The sequence below is a fragment of the Paraburkholderia sp. XV genome (assembly GCF_020177535.1).
In the GTDB taxonomy this organism is placed as follows: domain Bacteria; phylum Pseudomonadota; class Gammaproteobacteria; order Burkholderiales; family Burkholderiaceae; genus Paraburkholderia; species Paraburkholderia caribensis.
In genome coordinates, this window is the sequence record NZ_JAGUUD010000108.1 from 1 (window position 1) to 20,965 (window position 20,965).

The following is a 20,965-nucleotide window of genomic DNA, read 5'->3' on the forward strand; positions in this document are numbered from 1 at the left end:
GGTGCCGCCCCGCACAGGGGCGACGCCTGAAGCACGCTAACGTAACGCGGATGCCCGCGCAAAGGCCAATATACCGAACGGCGCCGACGCGTGAAGGACGCCAGCGCAAAGCTCCAACCACCGAACAAAGAAGCATGAAGCACAAAAGCAAAGTCACAGATGCAATCAAAAAAAGCCCCCCCATCGCAGACAAAAAAAAGCGCCACCCCCGTCATACGGAAGCAGCGCCTGCACTTTCAAAAAACACCGCGTATAGCGGCCTTCAATCCCACACCATACAAATGAAAAAAACGCTCACCGCCGAGCGATCGGCCGAGCCTCCCTCGACGTTTCCCCAACGAACAACTGCCTCGGACGCCCGATCTTTTGTTCCGGATCAGCGATCATCTCATTCCACTGCGCGATCCACCCCACAGTCCGCGCAAGCGAGAAAATACAAGTGAACATCGCAGTCGGAATACCCAGCGCACGCTGCACGATCCCCGAGTAAAAATCGACGTTCGGATACAGCTTCCGCGATACGAAGTATTCGTCTTCCAGCGCGATCTTTTCCAGCGCCATCGCAAGCTTGAACAGCGGGTCGTCGTGCAGCCCAAGTTCGTTCAGCACTTCATGGCAAGTCTCGCGCATCAGCTTCGCGCGCGGATCGTAATTCTTGTACACACGGTGACCGAAACCCATCAGCTTCACACCCGAGTTCTTGTCCTTCACCTGCTCGATGAACTTCGGAATGTTGTCGACGGAACCGATCTCTTCCAGCATGTTCAGCGCCGCTTCGTTCGCGCCGCCGTGCGCCGGGCCCCACAGACACGCGATCCCCGCCGCGATGCACGCAAACGGATTCGCACCCGACGAGCCCGCCAGACGAACCGTGGACGTCGACGCATTCTGCTCATGGTCCGCATGCAGAATCAGGATACGGTCCAGCGCGCGCACCAACACTTCGTTGACCTTGTACTCCTCGGCCGGGGTCGAGAACATCATGTGCATGAAATTCGCGCTGTACGACAGATCGTTGCGCGGATACACGAACGGCTGGCCGATCGAATACTTGTACGCCATCGCGACCAGCGTCGGCAGTTTGGCGATCATGCGGATCGCGGACACGTCGCGATGCGTCGGGTCGGAAATATCGAGCGAGTCGTGATAGAACGCCGACAGCGCGCCGACCGCGGCAACGAGGATCGCCATCGGGTGCGCGTCGCGGCGGAAGCCACGGAAGAAGAAGTGCATCTGCTCATGCACCATCGTGTGCTTCGTCACGGTGTCTTCGAATTCCGCCTTCTGCTCCAGAGTAGGCAGTTCGCCTTTCAGCAGCAGATAGCATGTTTCGAGAAAGTCCGCATTCTGTGCGAGGTTATCGATCGGATAGCCGCGATACAGCAACTCGCCCTTGTCGCCGTCGATATACGTGATAGCCGAATTGCACGACGCCGTCGACATGAAGCCCGGATCGTAAGTGAATTTGCCCGTTTGCCCGTACAGCTTGCGAATGTCGATGACATCAGGACCCAACGATCCTTTATAAACGGGCAGTTCGATCTTCTCGTCGCTATCGGAGAACGACAGCGTGGCTTTAGTCGTTGATACGTTCATCAGGGATTCCTTTCGACATTGCATTGCTCTGAACATGCGAGGCCGGATGCGCCGCGCCTCACAACGCACCCGGACAACAATCGTGCGCGCCGGCTAGTACGCGTTTTGCCGCACCGGCAGCCACCAGCATTCTAAGACGCGCACGGCGTTTGATTGCATCGCTCGCGCGCAACAATCCATCTCGCACCAAGCAATACTCGACCAGCCGGCAAGGCTTCGCATCGACAGACAAATGAAAGTAAGCGCACCCGCAGCAACAATGTTTTGCTTTACGCAAGACGCCAAACGCGATCGCGTCTGAGATACTGAACCCGTGTTTAGCTTCCCCTGCAAACACATTGCTGTCTTGGACCCGCCACTGAAACGGCGGGTCTTTTTTAAAGTCAGACACAGGAATAACCACAATGAACATGAACCTCGACACGCTCTTTCCCGCGACCGAAGAAGCCGAAGACATCGCTGTCACGGCGCTGAACCACCAGGACATCGTACTGGCGATGTCGGCCGCACTCGCCTCGGAAAAGGTCGCCGTGCTGCACATGCTGTATCCGCGCACCGACGCGCGCACGCATCGCAGCCTCGACGAACTGGTCGACCGTCTGCATGGACATGGCCTGCATCAGGTCGCGCGGCTCGTCTCGCAGGAAGCGCACTATCTCGTGTTCAAGGAACCCGCCAAGGCGTGGAAGGCATTCAACGAAATCCGCCACGACTCGCTCGCAATCGGCGTGCATCTGTACTATTGCGGCCTCATCGGCGAAGGCGCCGAGCGCGCGCTCGACATCGACGCGCACGCTAAAGACTGATGCTTTAAAAGAAGCTCAACGCGTACCTTGAATGAACGCGTCGACGAAACGGTTGAAGGCGGCAGGATGCGCGAGGTTCATCCCATGCGATGCGCCCATCACCGTTTCGCGCCGCGCGTCCGGCAGCCATAACGCGAGCGTTTCGGCCGCGCGCCGGAACATCAGCGGACTCTTCTCGCCGTCGATCAGCAGCACGGGACACTTCACGTCATTTGCGCTCTCAGGCGTATAGGCAGGCAGCGGATCGCGAAACTGGCGCGCGAGCGTATGCGCGTTGTCGGTCGCCATGCGCCGGAAGGCCGGCGTGCTCTTCGCCCAGAAACCCGGGCGGCTCACGGAATCGACGAACAGCTGAAGGCCGGCGTCGACCTGCCCTTCTTCGATCAGTTGCGCGGCACGCGCGCGTAGCGCATTGACCGTCTCCGGCAGGCTCGCCGGCGCGCGTCCCGCAATCTGCAATGGCCCGCCGGGATCGGCGAGCGTCAGCGTCTTCACGTGCTGGCCATGATGCCGCGCGAAGTGATACGCGACACAGCCGCCGCGCGAATGACCCACGACATGCGCAGGACCCGCGCCGAAGCGCTCGATGAACTGCGCGACCTCATCGGCATGATTGCGCCAGCTGAACGGGATCGCGGCGGGCGTTTCGACAGCGGGCCAATAATGCGTGAGGCTCACGGCCACGCATCGATAACGCTTCGACAGACCCGCGAGTTGCGGCTCCCAATAGCGGTAGTCGCACAGCGAGCCGTGCACGAACAGCAGTAGTTCGCCCTCGCCCTGTTCGACGTACGGCATGCGCAAGCCGTTGGGCAATTCGATGGAAAGCGTGGATGAAGCGGAAGTCTGATTCACTGAGAGAGGCAAATGAAAAGGCGCGCATTATCCATGATTTGCGCGCCGCAAAAGCCTCATTTTCACATGACGCCGGCACTCACGCGCGCGACGGAAAGCACGCTGTAAGCAATGTCAAACGATTGCGTCAGTCGTACGCGGCGGAATCGAGCAGCCCTGCGCTCGCCGCCGCACCGGCGCCACGCACGGCGCACGTGAGCGGTTCGTCGGCGACGCGCACCTCGAGGCCCAGCTCATTGCTGAAATAGCGCGCGAGATTGCCGAGCAGCGCGCCGCCGCCCGTCAGCACGATGCCTGCGTCCGCGATATCGGTGACGAGTTCGGGCGGCGCGTTTTCCAGCGCGGCCTTGACGGCCACCAGCACCTGGCGCAGCGGCGCGGCGATCGCGTCGACCACGTCCTGCGTCGACAGCTCGACCGTGCGGGGCAGGCCGTCGTCGACGCCGCGCCCCGTCGCGCGCATCGTGTCCGGCGGCACGACGGCAAGCGCCGAGCCGATGGTCTTCTTCACATGCTCGGCGGTCTGCTCGCCGAGCAGCACGCCGAAGTTGTTGCGCACATGCTTGATGATGGCGGCATCCAGCTGATCGCCGCCGACACGGATCGAGCCGCTGTACGCCGTGCCGCCCAACGCGATCACGCCGATTTCCGTGGTGCCGCCGCCGATATCGACCACCATCGAGCCCGTCGCCGACGACACCGGCAAGCCCGCGCCGACGGCCGACGCGAGCGATTCATCGATCAGGTTCACCTTCCACGCCCCTGCGGCAGCCGCCGCCTCGCGGATCGCGCGGCGTTCCACCTGGGTCGCGCTGGCCGGCACGCAGATCGTGAACGCCGCGCGACGCCCGAAGAGCGGACGCGGGCGCGCCATATCGACGAACTGCCGGATCATGTGCTCGGCGGCGGAGAAATTGGCGATCACGCCGTGGCGCATCGGCCGCACCGCTTCGAGGTTGACGGGCACGCGGCCGAGCATCTGCTTGGCCTCGCTGCCCACCAGCGCGACGCGCCTGCGTCCCGCCGACTCCTGCTTGTCGAAGCACACCACGGACGGCTCGTTGAGCACGATGCCGCCGTCGTCGGTATAGATCAGCGTATTGGCAGTGCCGAGATCGACCGCCACGGACGAGCGGAAAAGGCGCCCAAAAAGCGATAACTGCGCATTCGATCTGGCCATGTTCAGGCTCTTTTGAAAGAAGTGAGCTGCGTTGCAAGCAGCGAAAACGTCAAACGTACGGCGCAACGATGCTGCGCGTGCGTTCCTCGGAAACTTTTTCCGGCTCTTGATCGCATATCGGCAGATGCCAGGCGAACTTTAGGAGAATGATTTCGAAAACGTCTTACGGCCGCTTACATGCGGTCGCAAGACGTATCGCGCTGAGGAGGGGAATGCGAAGGAATCAGCTGCGAGCAAGCGGCGCAAGCGCGCGCACGAGGGCTTCGCGGCCCAGCGCCACGCCTTCGCCGGAAATCGTGTGGCCGACGCCCGGCAGTGCGAACGCCTCGACGTCGAAGCCCGCGTCGTGCAGCGCAATGGCGGCACGTTCGGTTTCGTCGACGGGGATCACCGCATCGTCTTCACCGTGAATCAGCGTCACGGGCGTGGCGCTCTTCGCGGTGACGGGCGACGCGAGCCGCCCGGAAAACGCGACCACCACGGCCGCGCCTTGCGGATTCGTCGCCACGTGATGCAGCGACATCATTGAACCTTGCGAAAAGCCCACTAGCGCGAGCTGGCCGTAGCCGAGGCCCTGATGTGCAAGCTCGGCGTCGAGCATCTTGTGCAGCGCGGGCCACGCAGCCGCGACGCGCCCCGGACGGTTCTGCTCGTCGACATCGCGCAGGCTGAACCACTGACGCCCGCCGAAGCCGCCGTCGAACGGCTCGCTACCGTCGAGCGACGTGAAGGCCGTTTGCGGCAGCGCTTCGCGCCAGATATCCGCGAGCGGCACGAGGTCCTGAGCATTGCTGCCGACGCCATGCAGCAGCACGACCAGCGAAGTCGCAGGTCCCGCGGCGGGTGCGAGCCGCCAGCCGTTGTCGAATTGTTCCCAGGCCATCGCCTTCATCCTTTCACTTTCATATTGCGCGGCGCGCACCGCGGGCCTTGCGCCGCTGCCCGATCAGGCATCGCCCGCGAAGGCGGGAGCATACGACGCGCCCCGTATTTTTGCGTGCTTTTCAGGCAAAACGTCTGCGGCGCCCAACACCTGACATCGGCGCACGGCTCGGCACTGGACAACGCATTCCTGATTCGCTCTGCGCCGCGCGCCTGGGCACCTGGCCGATGCCGTTCGGCGCTTGCGACTATCATCGCGATGATGCGCCGCGCGAGCCTGCCCGGCAACCGATGCCGCGCGACACCTTTTCACCGACGGAGACCCGCTTGAGCGAACCGAAACAACCTGACCCGCCGTCCGCCCCGCCGTCCGCCCCTTCGAAGCCGGCCGGGCCGCCAGGCCCGCCCGCGCCGCCGCCGCTGCAGGGCGGTCAGCTGGCGCTCGCGACCTTCGCCGTCGCGCTGGCCACGTTCATGAACGTGCTGGACACCTCGATCGCCAACGTTGCAATTCCAACCATTTCGGGCAACCTCGGCGTATCCGTCGATGAAGGCACGTGGGTCATCACCGTGTTCGCCGCATCGAATGCCGTATCGATTCCGCTGACGGGCTGGTTCACGCAGCGCTTCGGGCAGATCAAGCTGTTCGTGGGCGCGATTCTCGGCTTCGTGATTGCATCGTGGCTGTGCGGCGTCGCGCCGTCGCTGCCCATTCTGCTGTTCGCGCGCGTGTTGCAGGGCGTGGTCGCGGGCCCGCTGATTCCGCTGTCGCAAGCCATTCTGCTCAGCTCGTGGCCGAAGGCGAAATCGTCGACGGCGCTAGCGCTATGGGCAATGACGGCGACCGTCGGCCCGATCGCGGGCCCGGCGCTGGGCGGTTGGATCACGGATAGTTACTCGTGGTCATGGATCTTCTACATCAACATTCCCGTCGGCATTTTCGCGGCGGGCGTCACGTGGATGATCTACCGCTCGCGCGAAACGCCGACCCGCAAGCTGCCCATCGACGTCGTCGGCCTCGGCCTGCTGATCACGTGGGTGGCGTCGCTGCAGATCATGCTCGACAAGGGCAAGGACCTCGACTGGTTCGGCTCGCCCGTGATCGTCGCGCTTGCGGTCACGGCCGTGATCAGCTTCGCGTTCTTCCTGATCTGGGAACTGACGGAACCGAACCCGATCGTCGATCTGCGGCTCTTCACGCAGCGCAATTTCCTTGGCGGGACGATCGCCATTTCGGTCGCCTACGGCGTGTTCTTCGGCAACCTCGTGCTATTGCCGCAATGGATGCAGGAGTACCTGAACTACCGTTCCGTCGACGCCGGCCTCGTCACCGCGCCGCTCGGCATCTTCGCCGTGATACTCGCGCCCGTGATGGGCCGCGTGCTGCCGCGCTCGGACGCGCGCATCATCGCGACGCTCGCATTCGTCGGCTTTGCGATCGTGTTCTTCATGCGCTCGAACTACGTGGTCGAGATCGACACATGGCATCTGGTGCTGCCCACCTTGCTGCAAGGCATCCCGATGGCAATGTTCTTCGTGCCGCTTACGGCCATCATTCTGTCCGGGCAACCCGGCCCAAAGGTGCCGGCCGCGGCGGGCCTGTCGAACTTCGTGCGCGTGTTTTGCGGCGCGGTGGGCACGTCGATCGCCGGCACCGCGTGGAATAACCGCACGATCCTTCATCACGAGCGCCTGACCGAGCAGGCCAACGCCAACAATCCTGTCTTCGCGCAGCAGATCGACAACACGCAGTCGCTGCTGCATGTGAGTCCGTCGACTTCGAATGCGCTGTTCGATTTCACGGTGAACACGCAGGCCGCGATGATGGGGCTCAACGATATTTTCTACGCGTCGGCGATCATCTTCGTGCTGATCATTCCGCTCATCTGGATCACGCGGCCCGCGCGCGGCGGCGGTGGCGCGGATGCGTCGGGCGCGCATTGATGCCGACGCCCGCGCGTGAGCCCTAGCGGAAGAAACGCGCGGGCGTCTCGCCCAGCGCGTCCTTGAACACTGCGATAAACGACGACACATCGCTATAGCCGACCTCGAGCGCCACCTGTGTGACGCTCGCGCCGGTGCCAAGCCGCATCAACGCAGTCAACAGCCTAAGTTGCTGCCGCCACTGGCCGAAGGTCAGGCCCGTTTCCTTCGAGAAGAGCCGCGCCGCCGTGCGTGCGGTGATCGACGCCTGCCCGGCGAAATCGTCGAGCACGCCGGGGCGCGCCGGATCGGCAGCGAGCGCGTCGGCAATATGGCGCGCGCGCAGATCGCGCGGATATACCAGCGACAGCGCCGCTTCCGTCAGCCTCGGCAGGCGGTCGGCGATCACTGCCAGCAGGCGCAGCTGCTCGGCGTCGGCGGGCGCGGCCGCATCGAATCCGGACGCCGCCCCGAGCAACTCGTCCATCAGGCCGCTCACGGCCACCACGCAACAGCGCGCGGGCGCGGGCAGCGCGTTCTCGTCGGCATACAGGATGCGCAACACGACGGGCGTCGCCGACGACATCCTGTGCAACACGCCCGGCAATATCCAGACAGCGTGATGCGACGGCGCGACCCACAGCCCGCCCTCCGTATGCACGGCCAGCACGCCTTCCGCGACCTGCACGAACTGCGCGCGGCGCAGGCTCCGCCACGGTTGGTCGAGCGCGTCGTGGCGCACGCCCAGCACGAAAGCAGAACGGGCAAAAGAATCGGGATCAGGGGGCCCAGCACTCATTGAACGTGTCCGTTTAGCCCTGTTGGGGAGCGAAACCCATCAAGACTAGCATGCAGCGCGCTTGCATGCTTTATCGCGGTGCAGCAGCGCGGCCGGTCCAATGAATATGGGAAAACATCAAAGTCTGCTGGCAATCTTGACCGGAAGGGCGATGGCACCGTTGGAGTTTCACGCGGCAGACGTGGTCAAAGTTTGCGGCAGCAAATGGGCCACATAAAATCATGTTGCATCGCGCCAGTGCGGAGTTGCGAAAGTTAGCAGCCCCGCAGCAGGAACTGGCTAGAGCAGATCCAAAATCCTCTCAGGGCTAATAAACTCATATCGGTAGGCAGTATCCGTGCGCCGGATAAAGCCGGCGCACGGATAAGGGAAGTGCGCTGGCAGGATTAGCGTATCGGAGTCGGCGTGCGTTTCGAAAGGTCGCTTTTTGATGATCCGCTTTTCGTTCGCACGCCTGACGGTATGTTGCCTACGGCCACTGCGGAAAGATTGGCTGTGCCGGTCAGCAACGCCATTGCGTCGATCCGCGAAGCATTGCGGCAAAGCGAAGAGTTCGATCCGGCGACGAGTACGCGCGAGTTTCGTTTGGCGATGTCTGACATCGGGCAACACGTTTTTCTGCCACGCATTTGCGAGAAACTTGAGCGCGTTGCTCCGGAAGTGCGTCTATCAGCCGAGCAGGTGCCGCTGCGAGAAGTTGAGGAGAAGTTGAGGCTCGGGCAAATCGATCTCGCTATAGGCAATCTTCCGTCGCTCATGCCGGTCACAAACCACGCGCTACTGTTTCGCGATGAGTTTGTGTGCATGACGCGAAAGCGCTCCGGGCTACCGGTCAGGAAGTTGTCACGGCAAAAATTCCTGGAATTCCTGCATGTGAGCGTGACAACCAGCGATAGCAGCCACCTTGCGATTGACGACATCCTGCGCACGCAGGGTTTGCACAGGCGTATTGCACTGCGAGTGCCCCATTTCACGGTTGTTCCGCAGATCCTGCAGCGCACGAACTGGATGGTGACACTGCATAAAGGCGCGGCACTTATGTTCAACGAAACGGGCCAGTTTTCAATCTATCCGATGCCGGCGGATATTCCTGACATTGAATCCACCGTCCATTGGCACCGTAACTTCGACAATGACGAAGGAATCCGTTGGTTCCGCCAACTTGTCATCGAGACGTTGCATCGCGACTGACACGCATCGAAAAAAACGGCCGCCCGGTCTTGCTCCTGGGCCAATCCTTGACTGATCGGCTTCATGGGCTGATGTCCGCGGCTCAGTTGCCCTCAGGCAACGAGGGGCTTTTCTGGGTTTTTCAGACCTACTTGGGCATCGACTGGTCCACTGCGGCATCCCAGATCCCCATCGCGTCAGTCACAGCCTTCTCGATAACGGCATACTTGATGCGATCGCGGGCGAGCACAGACAGTCCCTGGAAGAAAGAGTCGAGCGCGATGGACAGCGATGTCGGATCCGTGCTGCTGCGCAGTTCTCCGCTCTTGATGCCCCGCGCTACGCAGGTGCGAAAGCCGGCGCGGGTGCGACTACGCACCTCACGAAGCAACTGGGTGACGGCTTCACTGCCGATGGAACTGGCCTCGACAACGCCCAGCGCAACCATACAGCCTTTCGGATGGCCGCTCTCAGTCTGCATCCTTGCCGACCGGAGCAGCGCAAGGAACACGCCCTCCCGTGGCGGAAGCGACGTGTCATGGAGACTACGCGTCACCTTGCCATAAAGCTCCATGTATCGTGCCAGCGCCTCCTTGTACAGCGCCTCCTTGGACTCGAAAGCCGCATAAAAGCTGGGCGCGGAGATGCCGCCGCCGATCGCCGCCTTCAGTTGCGACAAAGACGTCGATTCATAGCCATGTTCCCAGAACAGATGCATTGCCGAAATGATCGCCGCATCGCGGTCGAACGTGCGTGGCCGACCCCGCTGAACCATGAAAAATCTCCGTCGGTAAAGATATATATACTAGTCGATACACAATCTTTGAGCAAGTCGCAACTTGCAAACATCCCGCGCATGGCAGCGGGTCGTTCAAAAGGACGGTTGACATGGCCTTACACGCCCCCTTATATTTGTACTACTCGGTATGTAAATTGAGAGCAGCGCGGGGCCACTACATAAGCCCCGCATTTTTTTAGCCATTTATGTACCACTCGGTACGGAATACACCCATGTCCAAAGAACTCGAAGTACGCCTTGACGCAATCGAAAGCCGCTTCGCCATCGATGCGCTGATCGCTAACTACGCCGAGGCGTTCGACACCATGAACATCGAGCTGCTGGCCACTCTCTGGCATCCCGAATCGCGACTGCTGCTGGGTGCGAATGGCAACTCCGAGGGCATGGAGGCCATCCTGGCGCAAGCACGCATCAACATGAAACGCATGCCCCACATGCATCATTGGATGGCGAACGCCCTGATCACGATTGACGGTGACAACGGCCACGGCCTGGTAGCGGCGGATTGTCTCTTTTACGACGTCGATCAGGGCACGCTCCAGGTGAGCGGCCAATACCGCGACGTCTATCAGCGACGCGACGGCCGCTGGGCATTCCTGGAGCGCACCTTCACCATGCACTACGCCACGCCGCTCCAGAACTGGCACCCCATCACGGGAACTGAACGCTTCGGCCGTCCGGCCTGACGCGGTCCGCAGCCGCCGAGACTTATGCATATGACAACCTCATCCACGCGTCGATGGTCGGCGTTCGCGGTGTTGCTGGTGGGAGCATTTCTGCCTCCACTGGACTTCTTCATCGTGAACGTCGCCCTGCCGTCCATTCGAAGCACCCTCCACACGAGTCCTGCAGAGCTGCAACTCGTCATTTCCGGATACGCCGCGGCCTACGCGGTATTCCTTATCACAGGAGGACGGCTAGGCGACCTCTTCGGCCGGCGGAGGATCTTCCTCTTCGGCGTCACGGGTTTCGGACTGACATCGGTGATCTGCGGCTTCGCATCGTCACCCGCCATGCTGATCCTCGGGCGTGTGCTGCAGGGCCTGAGCGCCGCCGCCATGGCACCGCAAGGACTGGCCTCCGTTCACGCCCTGTTCCCAGAGAAGGAGCGCGCGCGCGCCTTAGGCCTCTACGGCGCCGCGGTGGGACTGGCTGCCGTAGCCGCGCAGGCGCTCGGGGGTGCCTTGATCTCTGCGAACATCTTTCACCTGGAGTGGCGCGTGGTCTTTCTCATCAACCTGCCGGTCGTCGCCACCGTCCTGATCTTCGGGCTGCCTTTGCTACCCGACGTCCGCGGTGACAGCCCGGCAGCGGTAGACCGGATCGGGGTGCTGCTTTGCGCGCTCACGCTGGGCTTGCTCATCGTGCCCCTGGTCGAAGGGCGGGAACTGGATTGGCCGTGGTGGGCCTGCGCAATGCTGATCGCGTGCCCCGTCGCTGGCGTAGCCTTTTGCCGATATGAGATGGCCTACGCTCGCCGAGGCGGCGTGCCCTTAATCAGCGTGGAGCTGGTCCAAAGGCCTGGCCTGATGAGCGGGCTTACGGGCGTCCTCTTCTTTTACGTCGTCTCTGCTTTCTTCCTGACGTTGTCCGTCTATCTCCAGGGGGCGCTCGGCATGAGCCCATTCGAGACAGGGCTGGTTTTCCTGCCGTTCGGGGTCGGCGCCTTCATCGGGCCGCTGACGACGCCGCTGGCCATCCGCCTCTTCGGCGACCGCGTCCCCGCCATCGGCATGATGCTCGAGGTCGCCGGCTGCGTACTCCTCGCCGCCCTCGTGTCCGGCGCGCCCGGACAGATACCGGCCCAGTTTCCGCTTTTCGGGGGCGTAGCACTCCTGGGATTCGGTCAAGGCTGGGCGCTGCCGACGCTGGTTCGCTCGGTTATCAATCGAGCGCCTTCGACCGGTTCCGGGATGATCGCGGGCATCACGAATTCGGCGTTGCAAATCAGCGCAGCACTCGGTGTCGCGGTCATCGGCGGTGTCTTCTTCAGTGTCGCAGGGACTTCACCGGATCCGCAGACCCTGGCCCGGGCACTGGTTGTCGCAATGATGTGCGTCGGTGGCAGTCTGACCGTTTCCGCCGTACTGTCTATCATCGCTTCAAGATCGAGCGCTCATGCCGCTGCAAGGACGGCGCCTCGTTGAGTCCATCCCGCCATCGCGCTCGTCGACTTGAGTGGATGCCCACCTGCTGACACGCTTGCGCGATCACCGCTCCAAGTAGGGATGTCTCGTTTGAAGAGCACGACGCGTCCGGAATGGAAGCGGCCAGATAGATCTGTTGCTGCGTCTCGGCCCGATCGAAAGGAGTCGGTTAAGTGGCCGGTGCCAGGAGTGGACGAGCCGTTCGAACGACGGCTTTGCAAGAGAGCCGCCCGGCAGAAAATGGCCGAACCCGGTCCGGGCATTGAAGGGCTAACCTGGGCGATTGCTGGTCAGCCGAGTCGATCAGCAGTCGACCCGTTGCCGTCATTCAACTCTCGACAGCGGCAACGTCCGTTTTCAAAGTCCCACCGCCACTCGTTCACACCGGGACGCGTTTCCCTTGTCGGCCTTGGCTCGCAACCCGCAACTGCTGCGCAGACAGCGACGAACCCGAGAGTTCGTGAACATAAATGTCCGGCGTACACCTCCGGTCAGATAACAAATCGGTAATCTGCGCGTCGCTGTTCGGTAAGCAGGGCCATGGAGAATAGAAGTTCACAAACCCTATACGGCACGCACATCATGTTGTCCCTCCGTTCCAGAGTTACGACGATTGTCGCCACCGTTGCTGCGTTGTTCTTTTTGCTCGTCGCTGCAGGTTTGGCCTTCGTGTATTCCGGAATGTATGACGTCTCGGCAAGTTCCAAAGACAACCCGATCATGGCGAAGCTGCTGCATGATACGTACGAAGCCTCGATGCACCGGCACGCCAGATCTGACGTCGCACCTGGCGATCTGCTGTCGTTTGAAAACATTCGTTCGGGGGCGAAAATGTACGACTCCAGCTGTGCCCTCTGCCACGGTGCACCCGACCGTCCACTGAGTCTCATCGGACAGGGTATTCAGCCCGCCGCGCCCTCGCTCTTGTCTGCCAGCCGTCGGAATAAGCCCGAGCTGATGTTTTGGACGATCAAGCATGGCGTAAACATGACAGCTATGCCTTCGTTCGGGAAGACGCAGTCGGATCAGGCGATCTGGCAAGTGGCCGCGTTTATCTACGCCGAGCGCGGAATATCGAAGGATAAATACGAGCAGCTCGTACATCGCAACACGCAGGTTGACAACACGGGTGTCGCTCTCACAGGTCCGAAACCGGAGCCAGGTAAAAAGTAACCGAGCTGTTCTGATTCACTTGCCCGGTCGGTTGAATGATTCTCCTGGGTCTATAACATGAAACGCGTTGCTCGATGACCGAGCGCCAGCGTGAGCAAAGGGCATCTCATGGCCGATCGCTGCCGACTCCAGGCCCCCACGGCTGCCTGATAGTGCTCCTCCCGACGGCTTTAGAGCTAGTCAGTGGGCGGCGTGGCTAACTAACTTGAGCGTAATGTTTTCTCGGCTCTTGCGGCCGTCATACATATCTCATGAAGCAGGTTCACGTCGACAGAACTTAGTTTAATTTCGACTGCCCCGTCGGAGACCGCGTCAATGTCGGCAAATGAGAAAACGTGAGTGCACGCCGCTAAATATGACCCTATCATTGTTGGATGGCTTCCATCGGGCTCGTATAGGTCGATTGCAGGCCGCAGATTGCGAAACTGATCCCATGCCAGGCCGACTGGAATAACGCTGGCTCCCGTCACTTCAGCCAATCCCTGAAACGCCTGAACTATTTTCGCCTGCGACGCTGGGTCGTCCTTCCGAGCCCAAGTCATGTACAAATACGGCCTGGCACCGGCGGCTTGAATCTCATCGACGAACCTTCGCACATATTCCTGCATGCTTCTCAATGCGCGGAGCGGCCGAGTGCTTTGGTCCTGCAACACGACGGCATTCCATGTCTGGCCAGCCAGACGCTTTTGGACTTCGCCGCGGTTCCAGTGCGCCGCTAGCGACGCTCCGCCGAATGCAAGTACATCCGCCTTCACCCGCATACCAGGCATGCTTGCCTCAAGGAGGCGGGCTACCAGCGTTGGCATATCGTTTCTCGTTGTATAGCTGTTGCCAACAAAGAGGACTCGAAATTCGCTGCTCATAGTAGTGACGGGATATAACGACCGGTTTGCCAATCGATGCGATCACCGCAACGACATACCAATGCTGCTTCGTTCCGCATGGTACCCCGTTGAACGGCCACTCACCTGTATGGCGACGAATGAGGTTGCCCTGAGTTGGTAGAAGCGGTCTGGCGATCCCGTGATCTCCCGTTCGAGCCGTGTCGAACTTCCGCTCTTTGCATGCATCCGCGTACGCTGTCGACAGAGAGTGGCCGAAAGCGCCCCTTACAGCTATCCGATCAGGTAGCGTTTAAATCTGCTGTTCACCGCAAATCAGTCGCATAGAGCTATCGGGTAAGACGTTCGCGCAGATCTCGGTAGCGGGAATGTCGATACTGGCAAGCGAAACGCCTCACGCATCGTTACGCAAACGTTCAACGATCACGACATCCATGTCGTCGCGTGCCGTCAACGTAAGCTGCGCTTGATTGCGGATAGCAACACCGTCGCGAGGCGCCAGGCGGACGTGTCCCACGTCGAGCCTCCCATGATCCGCGACCAGATAGGCTGACCCCGGCATCGGCAACGTGTGCTGCATGCTCGTACCTTCGCGTAGCGTCGCGATACGCACGCGTGCATCAGCGTTGATCGGCAGCGCGCCCGCGGCCACGTCGTCCGCGTCGCCGCTCGCCAGTGTGATGAAGCGGCCTTCACGTAATTCGCGTGAACATGCACGCGTCGCCCAGCGGGGCGCACCGCCCGGCGTGCGCGGGCGCAACCAGATCTGGAACAGCCGCGCCGGTACGTCTTCCTCGTTGCGCTCGGCGTGATGGATCGCGGTGCCCGCACTCATCGCCTGAACGGAACCGGCGACGAGCCGCGCGCGATTTCCCGCATCGTCTTCATGCGTGATCGCGCCCGAGCGCACCCACGTGACGATCTCGACCTCGCGATGAGCATGCAGGCCGAAACCCGAATGCGGCGCGAATTCATCGTCGTTCCACACGTAAAGCGGGCCAAGCGGCGCATGGCCGGCGCGCCCGGTCTCACCAAAGCGAAAATGCAGCCGTGCGGCGAGCCAGTCGCGCCGGATTGCGCCGAGCGAGAAAAAAGGACGATGTTCGATCAAGATGACACTCCGTTCGAGCGAGTCAGGCGGGAATGCGATCATGGCTGACCGCATCCGCGTGTCCAGGCCACATTCAGATCTGCTGCTGACCACCATCGACGAACAGCTCGATGCCATTTACGAAGCTCGCATCGTCCGAGGCGAGGAACAGCGCCGCGCTGGCGATTTCGCCGGGTTCGCCCAGACGTCCCATGGGAATCTGCGCAGCCAGGTAGTCAGCGAGGCCCTGACGCTGCGCGGCGTCGTCACCGGCCAGATCGAGCAGGCCTGGCGTGCGGGTTGCGCCGGGGCTGATCGTGTTCACGCGGATCTGACGGTCCTTGAGGTCGAGAATCCAGTTGCGTGCGAAAGAGCGCACCGCGGCCTTCGAAGCCGAATAAACGCTGAATGCCGCCGTGCCCGCGCTGCCCGCTGTCGAACCCGTAAGAATCACCGATGCCCCCGCGGCGAGCAGCGGCAGCGCCTTTTGCACCGTGAACAGCACGCCCTTCACGTTGCGATCGAATGTGTCGTCGAAGTGCTCTTCGGTGATGCTGCCAAACGGCACCATCGAACCACCGCCTGCGTTTGCGAACAGCACGTCCAGACGCCCCTGTTCTTCCTTGATCTGCGCGTACAGCGCGTCGAGTTCGCCGAGCTTCGTGGAGTCCACGCGCACGCCGGTTGCTTTGCCGCCCGCTTCGTGGATGCCCTTCACGGCGGCATCGAGTTCGGCCTGTCGGCGGCCCGTGAGATAAACGTGCGCCCCTTCAGCCGCGAAGCGCTGGGCGGTGGCGAGGCCGATGCCGCTGCTTGCGCCGGTGACGAGTGCGATCTTGTTGTCGAGTTTGCGTGCCATGGTGTTGCTCCTTTGGTTTCGTTCAGGGGATGTTGGGGTTCGGTGTTGCGTGCTGCGATGTGAGGAGAATATCGACGGGCTGATCTTTCCGAAATAGAATTGATTGCAAACCAACATTGCAAAAATGAAAAGATGAGGACGAATGGCGAAACTGCCCGATTTCGAAGGACTCGCGATGTTCGCGAAGGTCGCCGAGGAAGGATCGTTCGCGGCTGCGGCGCGCGCAATGGGCGTGTCCGTGGCGACGGTCTCGCGCGGCGTGGCCCGCCTGGAGGACCGGCTGGGCGCACGGCTCTTCAACCGCACGTCGCGCCAGTTGTCGCTTACCGAGTTCGGCCGGACGATCTGCGAGAAAGCCAGCGAGATCTACCGGCAGGCCGAGGAGGCGGAAAGTGCGGCGCGCGAGATGTCGGTGCAGCCGCGCGGGCTGGTGCGCCTCGCCGTGCCGATGTCGTTCGGGTTGCACTGGGTCGCGCCCCTGCTGCCGGATTTCTTTCGCGCCTATCCGGAGGTGTCGATCGACCTGCATCTATCGGACGCGCCGGTCGATCTGGTCGCCGATGGCTTTGACGCCGCGCTGCGCATCGCCGCGTTGCCGGATTCGTCGCTGGTCGCGCGGCGGCTGTGCGCGGTGACGCAATTCGTGGTGGCGTCGCCCGACTATCTGCGGCGCGAAGGGCGGCCCGCTCATCCGCGCGAGCTGGTGGACCGGCCGTGTCTCTCATACGCATATCGCGCGCGTAGCGAAGTGTGGCGTTTCACGAACGACGCAGGCGAGGAAGAGCCGGTGATGCCGACCGGCCCGCTGCGCGTGACGAATTCCGATGCACTGTTGCCCACCTTGCTCGATGGTCTGGCGATCGCCGAGCTGCCTGAATTCATCGCCGGTGAATATCTGGCCGATGGTCGTCTCGAAGCGATCCTGACCGACTGGTCGCTGACGAGGGGCGGTCTCTACTTCGTGACGCCGTCAGCGCGCGCGCGACCCGCGAAGGTGGCAGCGCTGTCCGATTACTTCGCTGAGCATCTCTCCGATCCTACGTGGCGATGGCCGAAGTGATGCGCTGGCGAATCTGATTCGCGAACCCCAATACACCGGCGCAGTATTTGCCGAATATGAAGTCGAAGCGCTCGTGCCGTCGACGGGGAAAATCTATCGGCAGATGTATTGCGGGGCGGCTCCGTGACACGGGACGAAACCTGGTGTGATCAGACCCACAGTGGCGGCAACCTCGTTGCAACTGGCTTATGTCGCCGCGGGACGTGAGTCGGCAGAAACTTGATTAGCGATTCTCTTTTGTATATGGCCCCGCTCATTCAGAACGTCGGCATCGACAGGCTCGTGCCAGGTAGCGACTAACAGCAAGGAGACTTGTTGCGGAACGTTCCTGTATGAAGCTGAACAGCTTTTAATTGTTCTTAATAAGTGGCGCGATCGGCCGCCCATTGAATACATTCCACATCAACAGTGAGTAATGTTTGCTTGAACGGACATTCGACAACTAGTTTCAGGCAACCCGGGTGAATGCTTCACGACAGAACATTGCAATGACTGGCGGATTTATCGCGGGATTGGCGGGCGCCCTCACTCTACGTGTACGGGCCGAGAAGTACAAATCCGTCGAACGTTGCGTTCACCGCAACCCGAGATTGCGTTTTGGCGGGATTCTGCGGCGGCTACGCGAGCTATATCCTCTAGGCGCTATCTGGTTAAAGGTGCAACATGCAAACCATTCAGGTCGAGGTCAATTACGACTTCATTTGTCCGTGGTGCTGGATCGGACAACGTAATTTTGTCGCAGCGCTAGCGCAAGGCAGCGCAGGCGAAACCGTATCGATTCGCTATGTGCCATTCGAATTGAACCCGTCAATGCCCATCGACGGAATGGATCGTCGCGTATACCGCACGCGGAAGTTCGGCAGTTGGGCGCGCTCGCAAATGATGGACGGGCAGGTCGCAGCCGCTGGTCTGGCCGTTGGCGCGCGGTTCAACTACGACATCGTGCAACGCACGCCGAATACGCGCCTTGCGCATCGCCTCATGCAGTTCACCCAGGAGCGCAACGAACCGCAAAAGACGGCGGCGCTTTATGAACACATTTACGCCGCGTATTTCTCCGACGGCCTCGACATCGGCGTGCTGGATACGCTTGTGGCGATCGCGGCCGTACAGGGCTTCGACGAGAATGCGGTACGCGCCTATCTGGTCTCGCATGCCGGTAAGACCAGATCGATGCCGCCCGCCGGCACGCGGACAGCCTGGGGGTTCGTACCGTGCCCACTATTGTGATCGACGGTGAAACTATCAGCGGCGCGCAGCCGCCCAACGTCTTCACGCAAGCGCTGCGCTCGGCGGCACTCAGGAGCGCAGCATGAGTTCGATCGGGAAACACCGGGCAGTTGTGATCGGCGGGTCGCTTGGCGGCCTGCTGACAGCCTCGACGTTGCGCGCGGCGGGCTGGGAGGTCGACGTGTTCGAGACGTCACCCGGCCAGCTCGATAGCCGCGGCGGGGGCGTAGTGCTTCAGCCTGACGTGCTCGATGCGCTGCAGTTCGCTGGCGTGAAGCCCCCGGATCCGCCGGGCGTGCCTTCGGGCGAGCGCATCTACCTCGACCGCGAAGACAAGCGCGTCGAGGAACTGTATATGCCGCAGATGCAGACTTCATGGAGCCTGTTGTACCGCGCCATGAAAAACGCCTTGCCGGCGCAACATCTGCATGCGGGCGAAACCTTCGTCAATTTTCGCACGGAGGGCGACAAGGTCGTCGCGCTGTTCGACAACGGCCGCAGTGAAGAAGCGGATCTTCTGGTCGGCGCAGACGGCATCCGCTCGACGCTGCGCAGCCGGCTGCTGCCCGAGGTGATGCCCGCCTACGCCGGTTATGTGGCGTGGCGCGGACTCGTTGAAGAACTCGATCTGCCAGCACAGGCCGCGAGCACGTTGCGCGGACACTTTGCATTTCAGGAGGGGGATGGCCATTCAGCCCTCTCCTACATGATCCCGGGTGACGACGATTCGACCGAAGTCGGCAAGCGGCGCTGGAACTGGGTGTGGTATCGCAAGTACAGCCGCGCGCAGCTCGAGCAGTTGCTGATCGACCGCAACGGCGTAGCGCGACCGTTTTCGCTGCCACCGGGCTCGACCAAAACCGCCGACATCACCCAGCTTCGCGCCGATGCGAAGCTCATGATGGGGCCCACGTTCCGCGCGCTAGTCGATTCAACCGAAGATCCATTCATGCAGCCTATCGTCGATCTGCGCGCGCCGAAAATGGTGTTTGGCCGCGCCGTGCTGCTCGGCGACGCCGCGTCGGTGCCGCGCCCGCACACAGCCGGCAGCACCGCAAAGGCCGCATCCAATGCTCACGCGCTGGCGCTCGCCCTTCTGTCGGCACAGCGCAAAGGCGAAACGATCGATTCGGCACTGAAGCATTGGGAAAGCCAGCAGTTGCAACGCGGCAAGCTCATGACAGAGCTGGGCATCTCGCTCGGCAACCGGCTAATGAAGATCGCCCGTTGAAGCTACGAATTCGTGTTTCATGGTTCAAGGAGTTGTTATGTCTACCCCTGCATCAGTGACGACGGGCGCTAGCAGCGCCGCCAAACTCACGCGAAGTCTGATCGCGCTGTTTGCCTTCTGCTGCGGCGCAATTGTCGCCAACCTGTATTACGCGCAACCCATCACCGAGTTGATCGCGCCGGACATTCACATGTCCCCGGACACGGCCAGCCTGATCGTCTCGCTCACACAGATCGGCTATGCGTTCGGTCTGTTCTTTCTCGTGCCGCTCGGCGACCTGCTCGAAAACCGCAAGCTGATGATCACGACCGCCCTGGTATCGATAGTGAGTCTCACAGCTGCGGCCTTTGCTCATCAGCCCGGCCTGTTCCTTGGGATCTCCCTGCTGGTGGGCTTCAGCTCGGTTGCCGTGCAGATCCTCATTCCCCTCGCCGCGCATCTCGCGCCGGACGAGTCGCGTGGCAAGGTGGTCGGCACCATCATGAGTGGCCTGCTGCTCGGCATCCTGCTGTCGCGTCCGATCTCAAGCGTGGTGGCCGGCCACTTCGGCTGGCGCGTGGTATTCGGTTCCGCAGCCGTACTGATGGCTATAGTGACCACCGTGCTCGCGCTGACCATTCCGCGCCGGCAGCCCGAGCACAAGGCCACGTATTTCGAGTTGATCGGCTCGCTCGGCCATTTGCTTCGGACAATGCCCGTCCTGCGTCACCGGTCGTTGTACCAGGGCTTGATGTTTGCGTCGTTCAGCCTGTTCTGGACGGCGATCCCCGTCGAGTTGACGCGGCAGTTCGGCTTGTCGCAAACGGCGATCGGCATCTTCGCGCTGGTCGGGGCAATCGGTGCAACGTCCGCTCCTGTTGCAGGACGTCTCGCCGACGCGGGGCATACGGCGCGCGCGACACTGATAGCGCTGGTAGTGGGCGCGCTCGCCTACACGCCTGCATTGATTCACCCAGCGTGGGGCGTATATGGCCTCGTGGTGACGGGCATCGTGCTCGACTTCGCGGTGCAGATGAACATGGTGCTCGGGCAACGTGAAATCTACGCGCTGCACGCGGCGAGCAGAAACCGTCTGAACGCGTTGTACATGACGAGCATCTTCGTTGGCGGCGCCTTTGGCTCAGCACTTGCCAGTCCGCTCTATCAGCACGGCGGCTGGCCACTGGTGGCGGCGGTTGCTACGGCTTTCCCGCTCGTCGCGCTGCTGCACTACCTGGCAATTGGCCGTCCCCACGCCGCGCGTATCGCCTGACACGCTCTGTCGACTCCGACATCCGGGCGGCGATGCTGCCTGGCTTAATAAAGTTTAAGCGTGATTTCAGG

Annotated in this window: 20 protein-coding genes; 10 read left to right on the top strand and 10 right to left on the bottom strand. The window is 61.7% G+C overall.

All coding sequences use genetic code 11. From position 1 onward, the window contains the following. Window positions 1–294: 294 nt before the first annotated feature. Both gltA and KFO72_RS33465 read right to left on the bottom strand, forming a co-directional pair. Window positions 295–1,596, bottom strand: a complete 1,302-nt coding sequence (gltA, locus tag KFO72_RS33460; protein WP_060606116.1) for a citrate synthase — start codon at window positions 1,594–1,596, stop codon at window positions 295–297. A gap of 58 nt (window positions 1,597–1,654) precedes the next feature. Continuing rightward, window positions 1,655–2,008, bottom strand: a complete 354-nt coding sequence (locus KFO72_RS33465) for a hypothetical protein (RefSeq protein WP_225033892.1) — start codon at window positions 2,006–2,008, stop codon at window positions 1,655–1,657. Between KFO72_RS33465 and KFO72_RS33470 the strand changes: the two genes are divergently transcribed. Continuing rightward, window positions 2,001–2,402, top strand: coding sequence for a hypothetical protein (locus KFO72_RS33470; protein ID WP_054930561.1), 402 nt, complete (start codon window positions 2,001–2,003; stop codon window positions 2,400–2,402). The two genes, KFO72_RS33465 and KFO72_RS33470, sit on opposite strands and share 8 nt — an antisense overlap. 15 nt (window positions 2,403–2,417) lie before the next feature. Here KFO72_RS33470 and KFO72_RS33475 read toward each other — a convergent pair whose 3' ends face one another. The 3 genes from KFO72_RS33475 to KFO72_RS33485 form a co-directional block, all read right to left on the bottom strand. Next, entirely contained in the window at window positions 2,418–3,200 is a 783-nt protein-coding gene (locus KFO72_RS33475) for an alpha/beta fold hydrolase (RefSeq protein WP_225033904.1), read from the bottom strand. Window positions 3,201–3,384: 184 nt separating this feature from the next. Further along, the gene (locus KFO72_RS33480) at window positions 3,385–4,437 is read right to left on the bottom strand and encodes a rod shape-determining protein (RefSeq protein ID WP_225033893.1); all 1,053 of its coding nucleotides are present in this window, start codon (window positions 4,435–4,437) and stop codon (window positions 3,385–3,387) included. 223 nt (window positions 4,438–4,660) lie between these two features. Next, window positions 4,661–5,320 carry an alpha/beta hydrolase gene (locus KFO72_RS33485; protein WP_054930612.1) on the bottom strand — a complete coding sequence of 220 codons (660 nt, stop codon included), beginning with the start codon at window positions 5,318–5,320 and terminating at the stop codon, window positions 4,661–4,663. 290 nt (window positions 5,321–5,610) lie between these two features. Between KFO72_RS33485 and KFO72_RS33490 the strand changes: the two genes are divergently transcribed. After that, entirely contained in the window at window positions 5,611–7,263 is a 1,653-nt protein-coding gene (locus tag KFO72_RS33490; protein WP_225033894.1) for a DHA2 family efflux MFS transporter permease subunit, read from the top strand. A 22-nt stretch (window positions 7,264–7,285) separates the two neighbouring features. Here KFO72_RS33490 and KFO72_RS33495 read toward each other — a convergent pair whose 3' ends face one another. Continuing rightward, window positions 7,286–8,041 carry an AraC family transcriptional regulator gene (locus KFO72_RS33495; protein ID WP_225033895.1) on the bottom strand — a complete coding sequence of 252 codons (756 nt, stop codon included), beginning with the start codon at window positions 8,039–8,041 and terminating at the stop codon, window positions 7,286–7,288. A gap of 405 nt (window positions 8,042–8,446) precedes the next feature. Here KFO72_RS33495 and KFO72_RS33500 point away from each other — a divergent pair, with 405 nt between their 5' ends. Then, window positions 8,447–9,232, top strand: coding sequence for a LysR substrate-binding domain-containing protein (locus KFO72_RS33500; RefSeq protein ID WP_224101147.1), 786 nt, complete (start codon window positions 8,447–8,449; stop codon window positions 9,230–9,232). Between the two features lie 127 nt (window positions 9,233–9,359). Here KFO72_RS33500 and KFO72_RS33505 read toward each other — a convergent pair whose 3' ends face one another. Further along, complete coding sequence (locus KFO72_RS33505; protein ID WP_107201515.1) at window positions 9,360–9,986, bottom strand: TetR/AcrR family transcriptional regulator; 627 nt, start codon at window positions 9,984–9,986, stop codon at window positions 9,360–9,362. A 236-nt stretch (window positions 9,987–10,222) separates the two neighbouring features. On the opposite strand from KFO72_RS33505, the gene KFO72_RS33510 reads away from it, so the two are divergent. From KFO72_RS33510 to KFO72_RS33520, 3 genes are all read left to right on the top strand, one after another. Beyond that, the gene (locus tag KFO72_RS33510; RefSeq protein ID WP_054930565.1) at window positions 10,223–10,696 is read left to right on the top strand and encodes a nuclear transport factor 2 family protein; all 474 of its coding nucleotides are present in this window, start codon (window positions 10,223–10,225) and stop codon (window positions 10,694–10,696) included. Between the two features lie 24 nt (window positions 10,697–10,720). After that, window positions 10,721–12,157: an MFS transporter gene (locus KFO72_RS33515; protein WP_225033896.1), complete on the top strand. Its 1,437-nt coding sequence runs from the start codon at window positions 10,721–10,723 to the stop codon at window positions 12,155–12,157. A gap of 582 nt (window positions 12,158–12,739) precedes the next feature. Further along, window positions 12,740–13,330, top strand: coding sequence for a c-type cytochrome (locus KFO72_RS33520; RefSeq protein WP_054930567.1), 591 nt, complete (start codon window positions 12,740–12,742; stop codon window positions 13,328–13,330). A gap of 200 nt (window positions 13,331–13,530) precedes the next feature. On the opposite strand, the gene KFO72_RS33525 is transcribed toward KFO72_RS33520, so the two are convergent. The 3 genes from KFO72_RS33525 to KFO72_RS33535 all read right to left on the bottom strand — a co-directional run bounded on the left by KFO72_RS33525 (window position 13,531) and on the right by KFO72_RS33535 (window position 16,121). Next, on the bottom strand, window positions 13,531–14,136 hold the full coding sequence (locus tag KFO72_RS33525) for a hypothetical protein (RefSeq protein WP_225033897.1): 606 nt from the start codon (window positions 14,134–14,136) through the stop codon (window positions 13,531–13,533). A gap of 430 nt (window positions 14,137–14,566) precedes the next feature. Next, the gene (locus KFO72_RS33530; protein ID WP_054930614.1) at window positions 14,567–15,283 is read right to left on the bottom strand and encodes a pirin family protein; all 717 of its coding nucleotides are present in this window, start codon (window positions 15,281–15,283) and stop codon (window positions 14,567–14,569) included. Window positions 15,284–15,356: 73 nt separating this feature from the next. Then, window positions 15,357–16,121, bottom strand: coding sequence for an SDR family NAD(P)-dependent oxidoreductase (locus KFO72_RS33535; protein ID WP_054930569.1), 765 nt, complete (start codon window positions 16,119–16,121; stop codon window positions 15,357–15,359). A gap of 142 nt (window positions 16,122–16,263) precedes the next feature. On the opposite strand from KFO72_RS33535, the gene KFO72_RS33540 reads away from it, so the two are divergent. The 4 genes from KFO72_RS33540 (at window position 16,264) to KFO72_RS33555 (ending at window position 20,894) form a co-directional block, all read left to right on the top strand. After that, entirely contained in the window at window positions 16,264–17,181 is a 918-nt protein-coding gene (locus tag KFO72_RS33540) for a LysR family transcriptional regulator (protein ID WP_225033898.1), read from the top strand. Between the two features lie 663 nt (window positions 17,182–17,844). Next, window positions 17,845–18,411, top strand: coding sequence for a DsbA family oxidoreductase (locus KFO72_RS33545; protein ID WP_225033899.1), 567 nt, complete (start codon window positions 17,845–17,847; stop codon window positions 18,409–18,411). A gap of 82 nt (window positions 18,412–18,493) precedes the next feature. Next, on the top strand, window positions 18,494–19,642 hold the full coding sequence (locus KFO72_RS33550; protein WP_225033900.1) for an FAD binding domain-containing protein: 1,149 nt from the start codon (window positions 18,494–18,496) through the stop codon (window positions 19,640–19,642). 37 nt (window positions 19,643–19,679) lie between these two features. Next, window positions 19,680–20,894 carry an MFS transporter gene (locus KFO72_RS33555; protein ID WP_060606038.1) on the top strand — a complete coding sequence of 405 codons (1,215 nt, stop codon included), beginning with the start codon at window positions 19,680–19,682 and terminating at the stop codon, window positions 20,892–20,894. Window positions 20,895–20,965 lie beyond the last annotated feature (71 nt).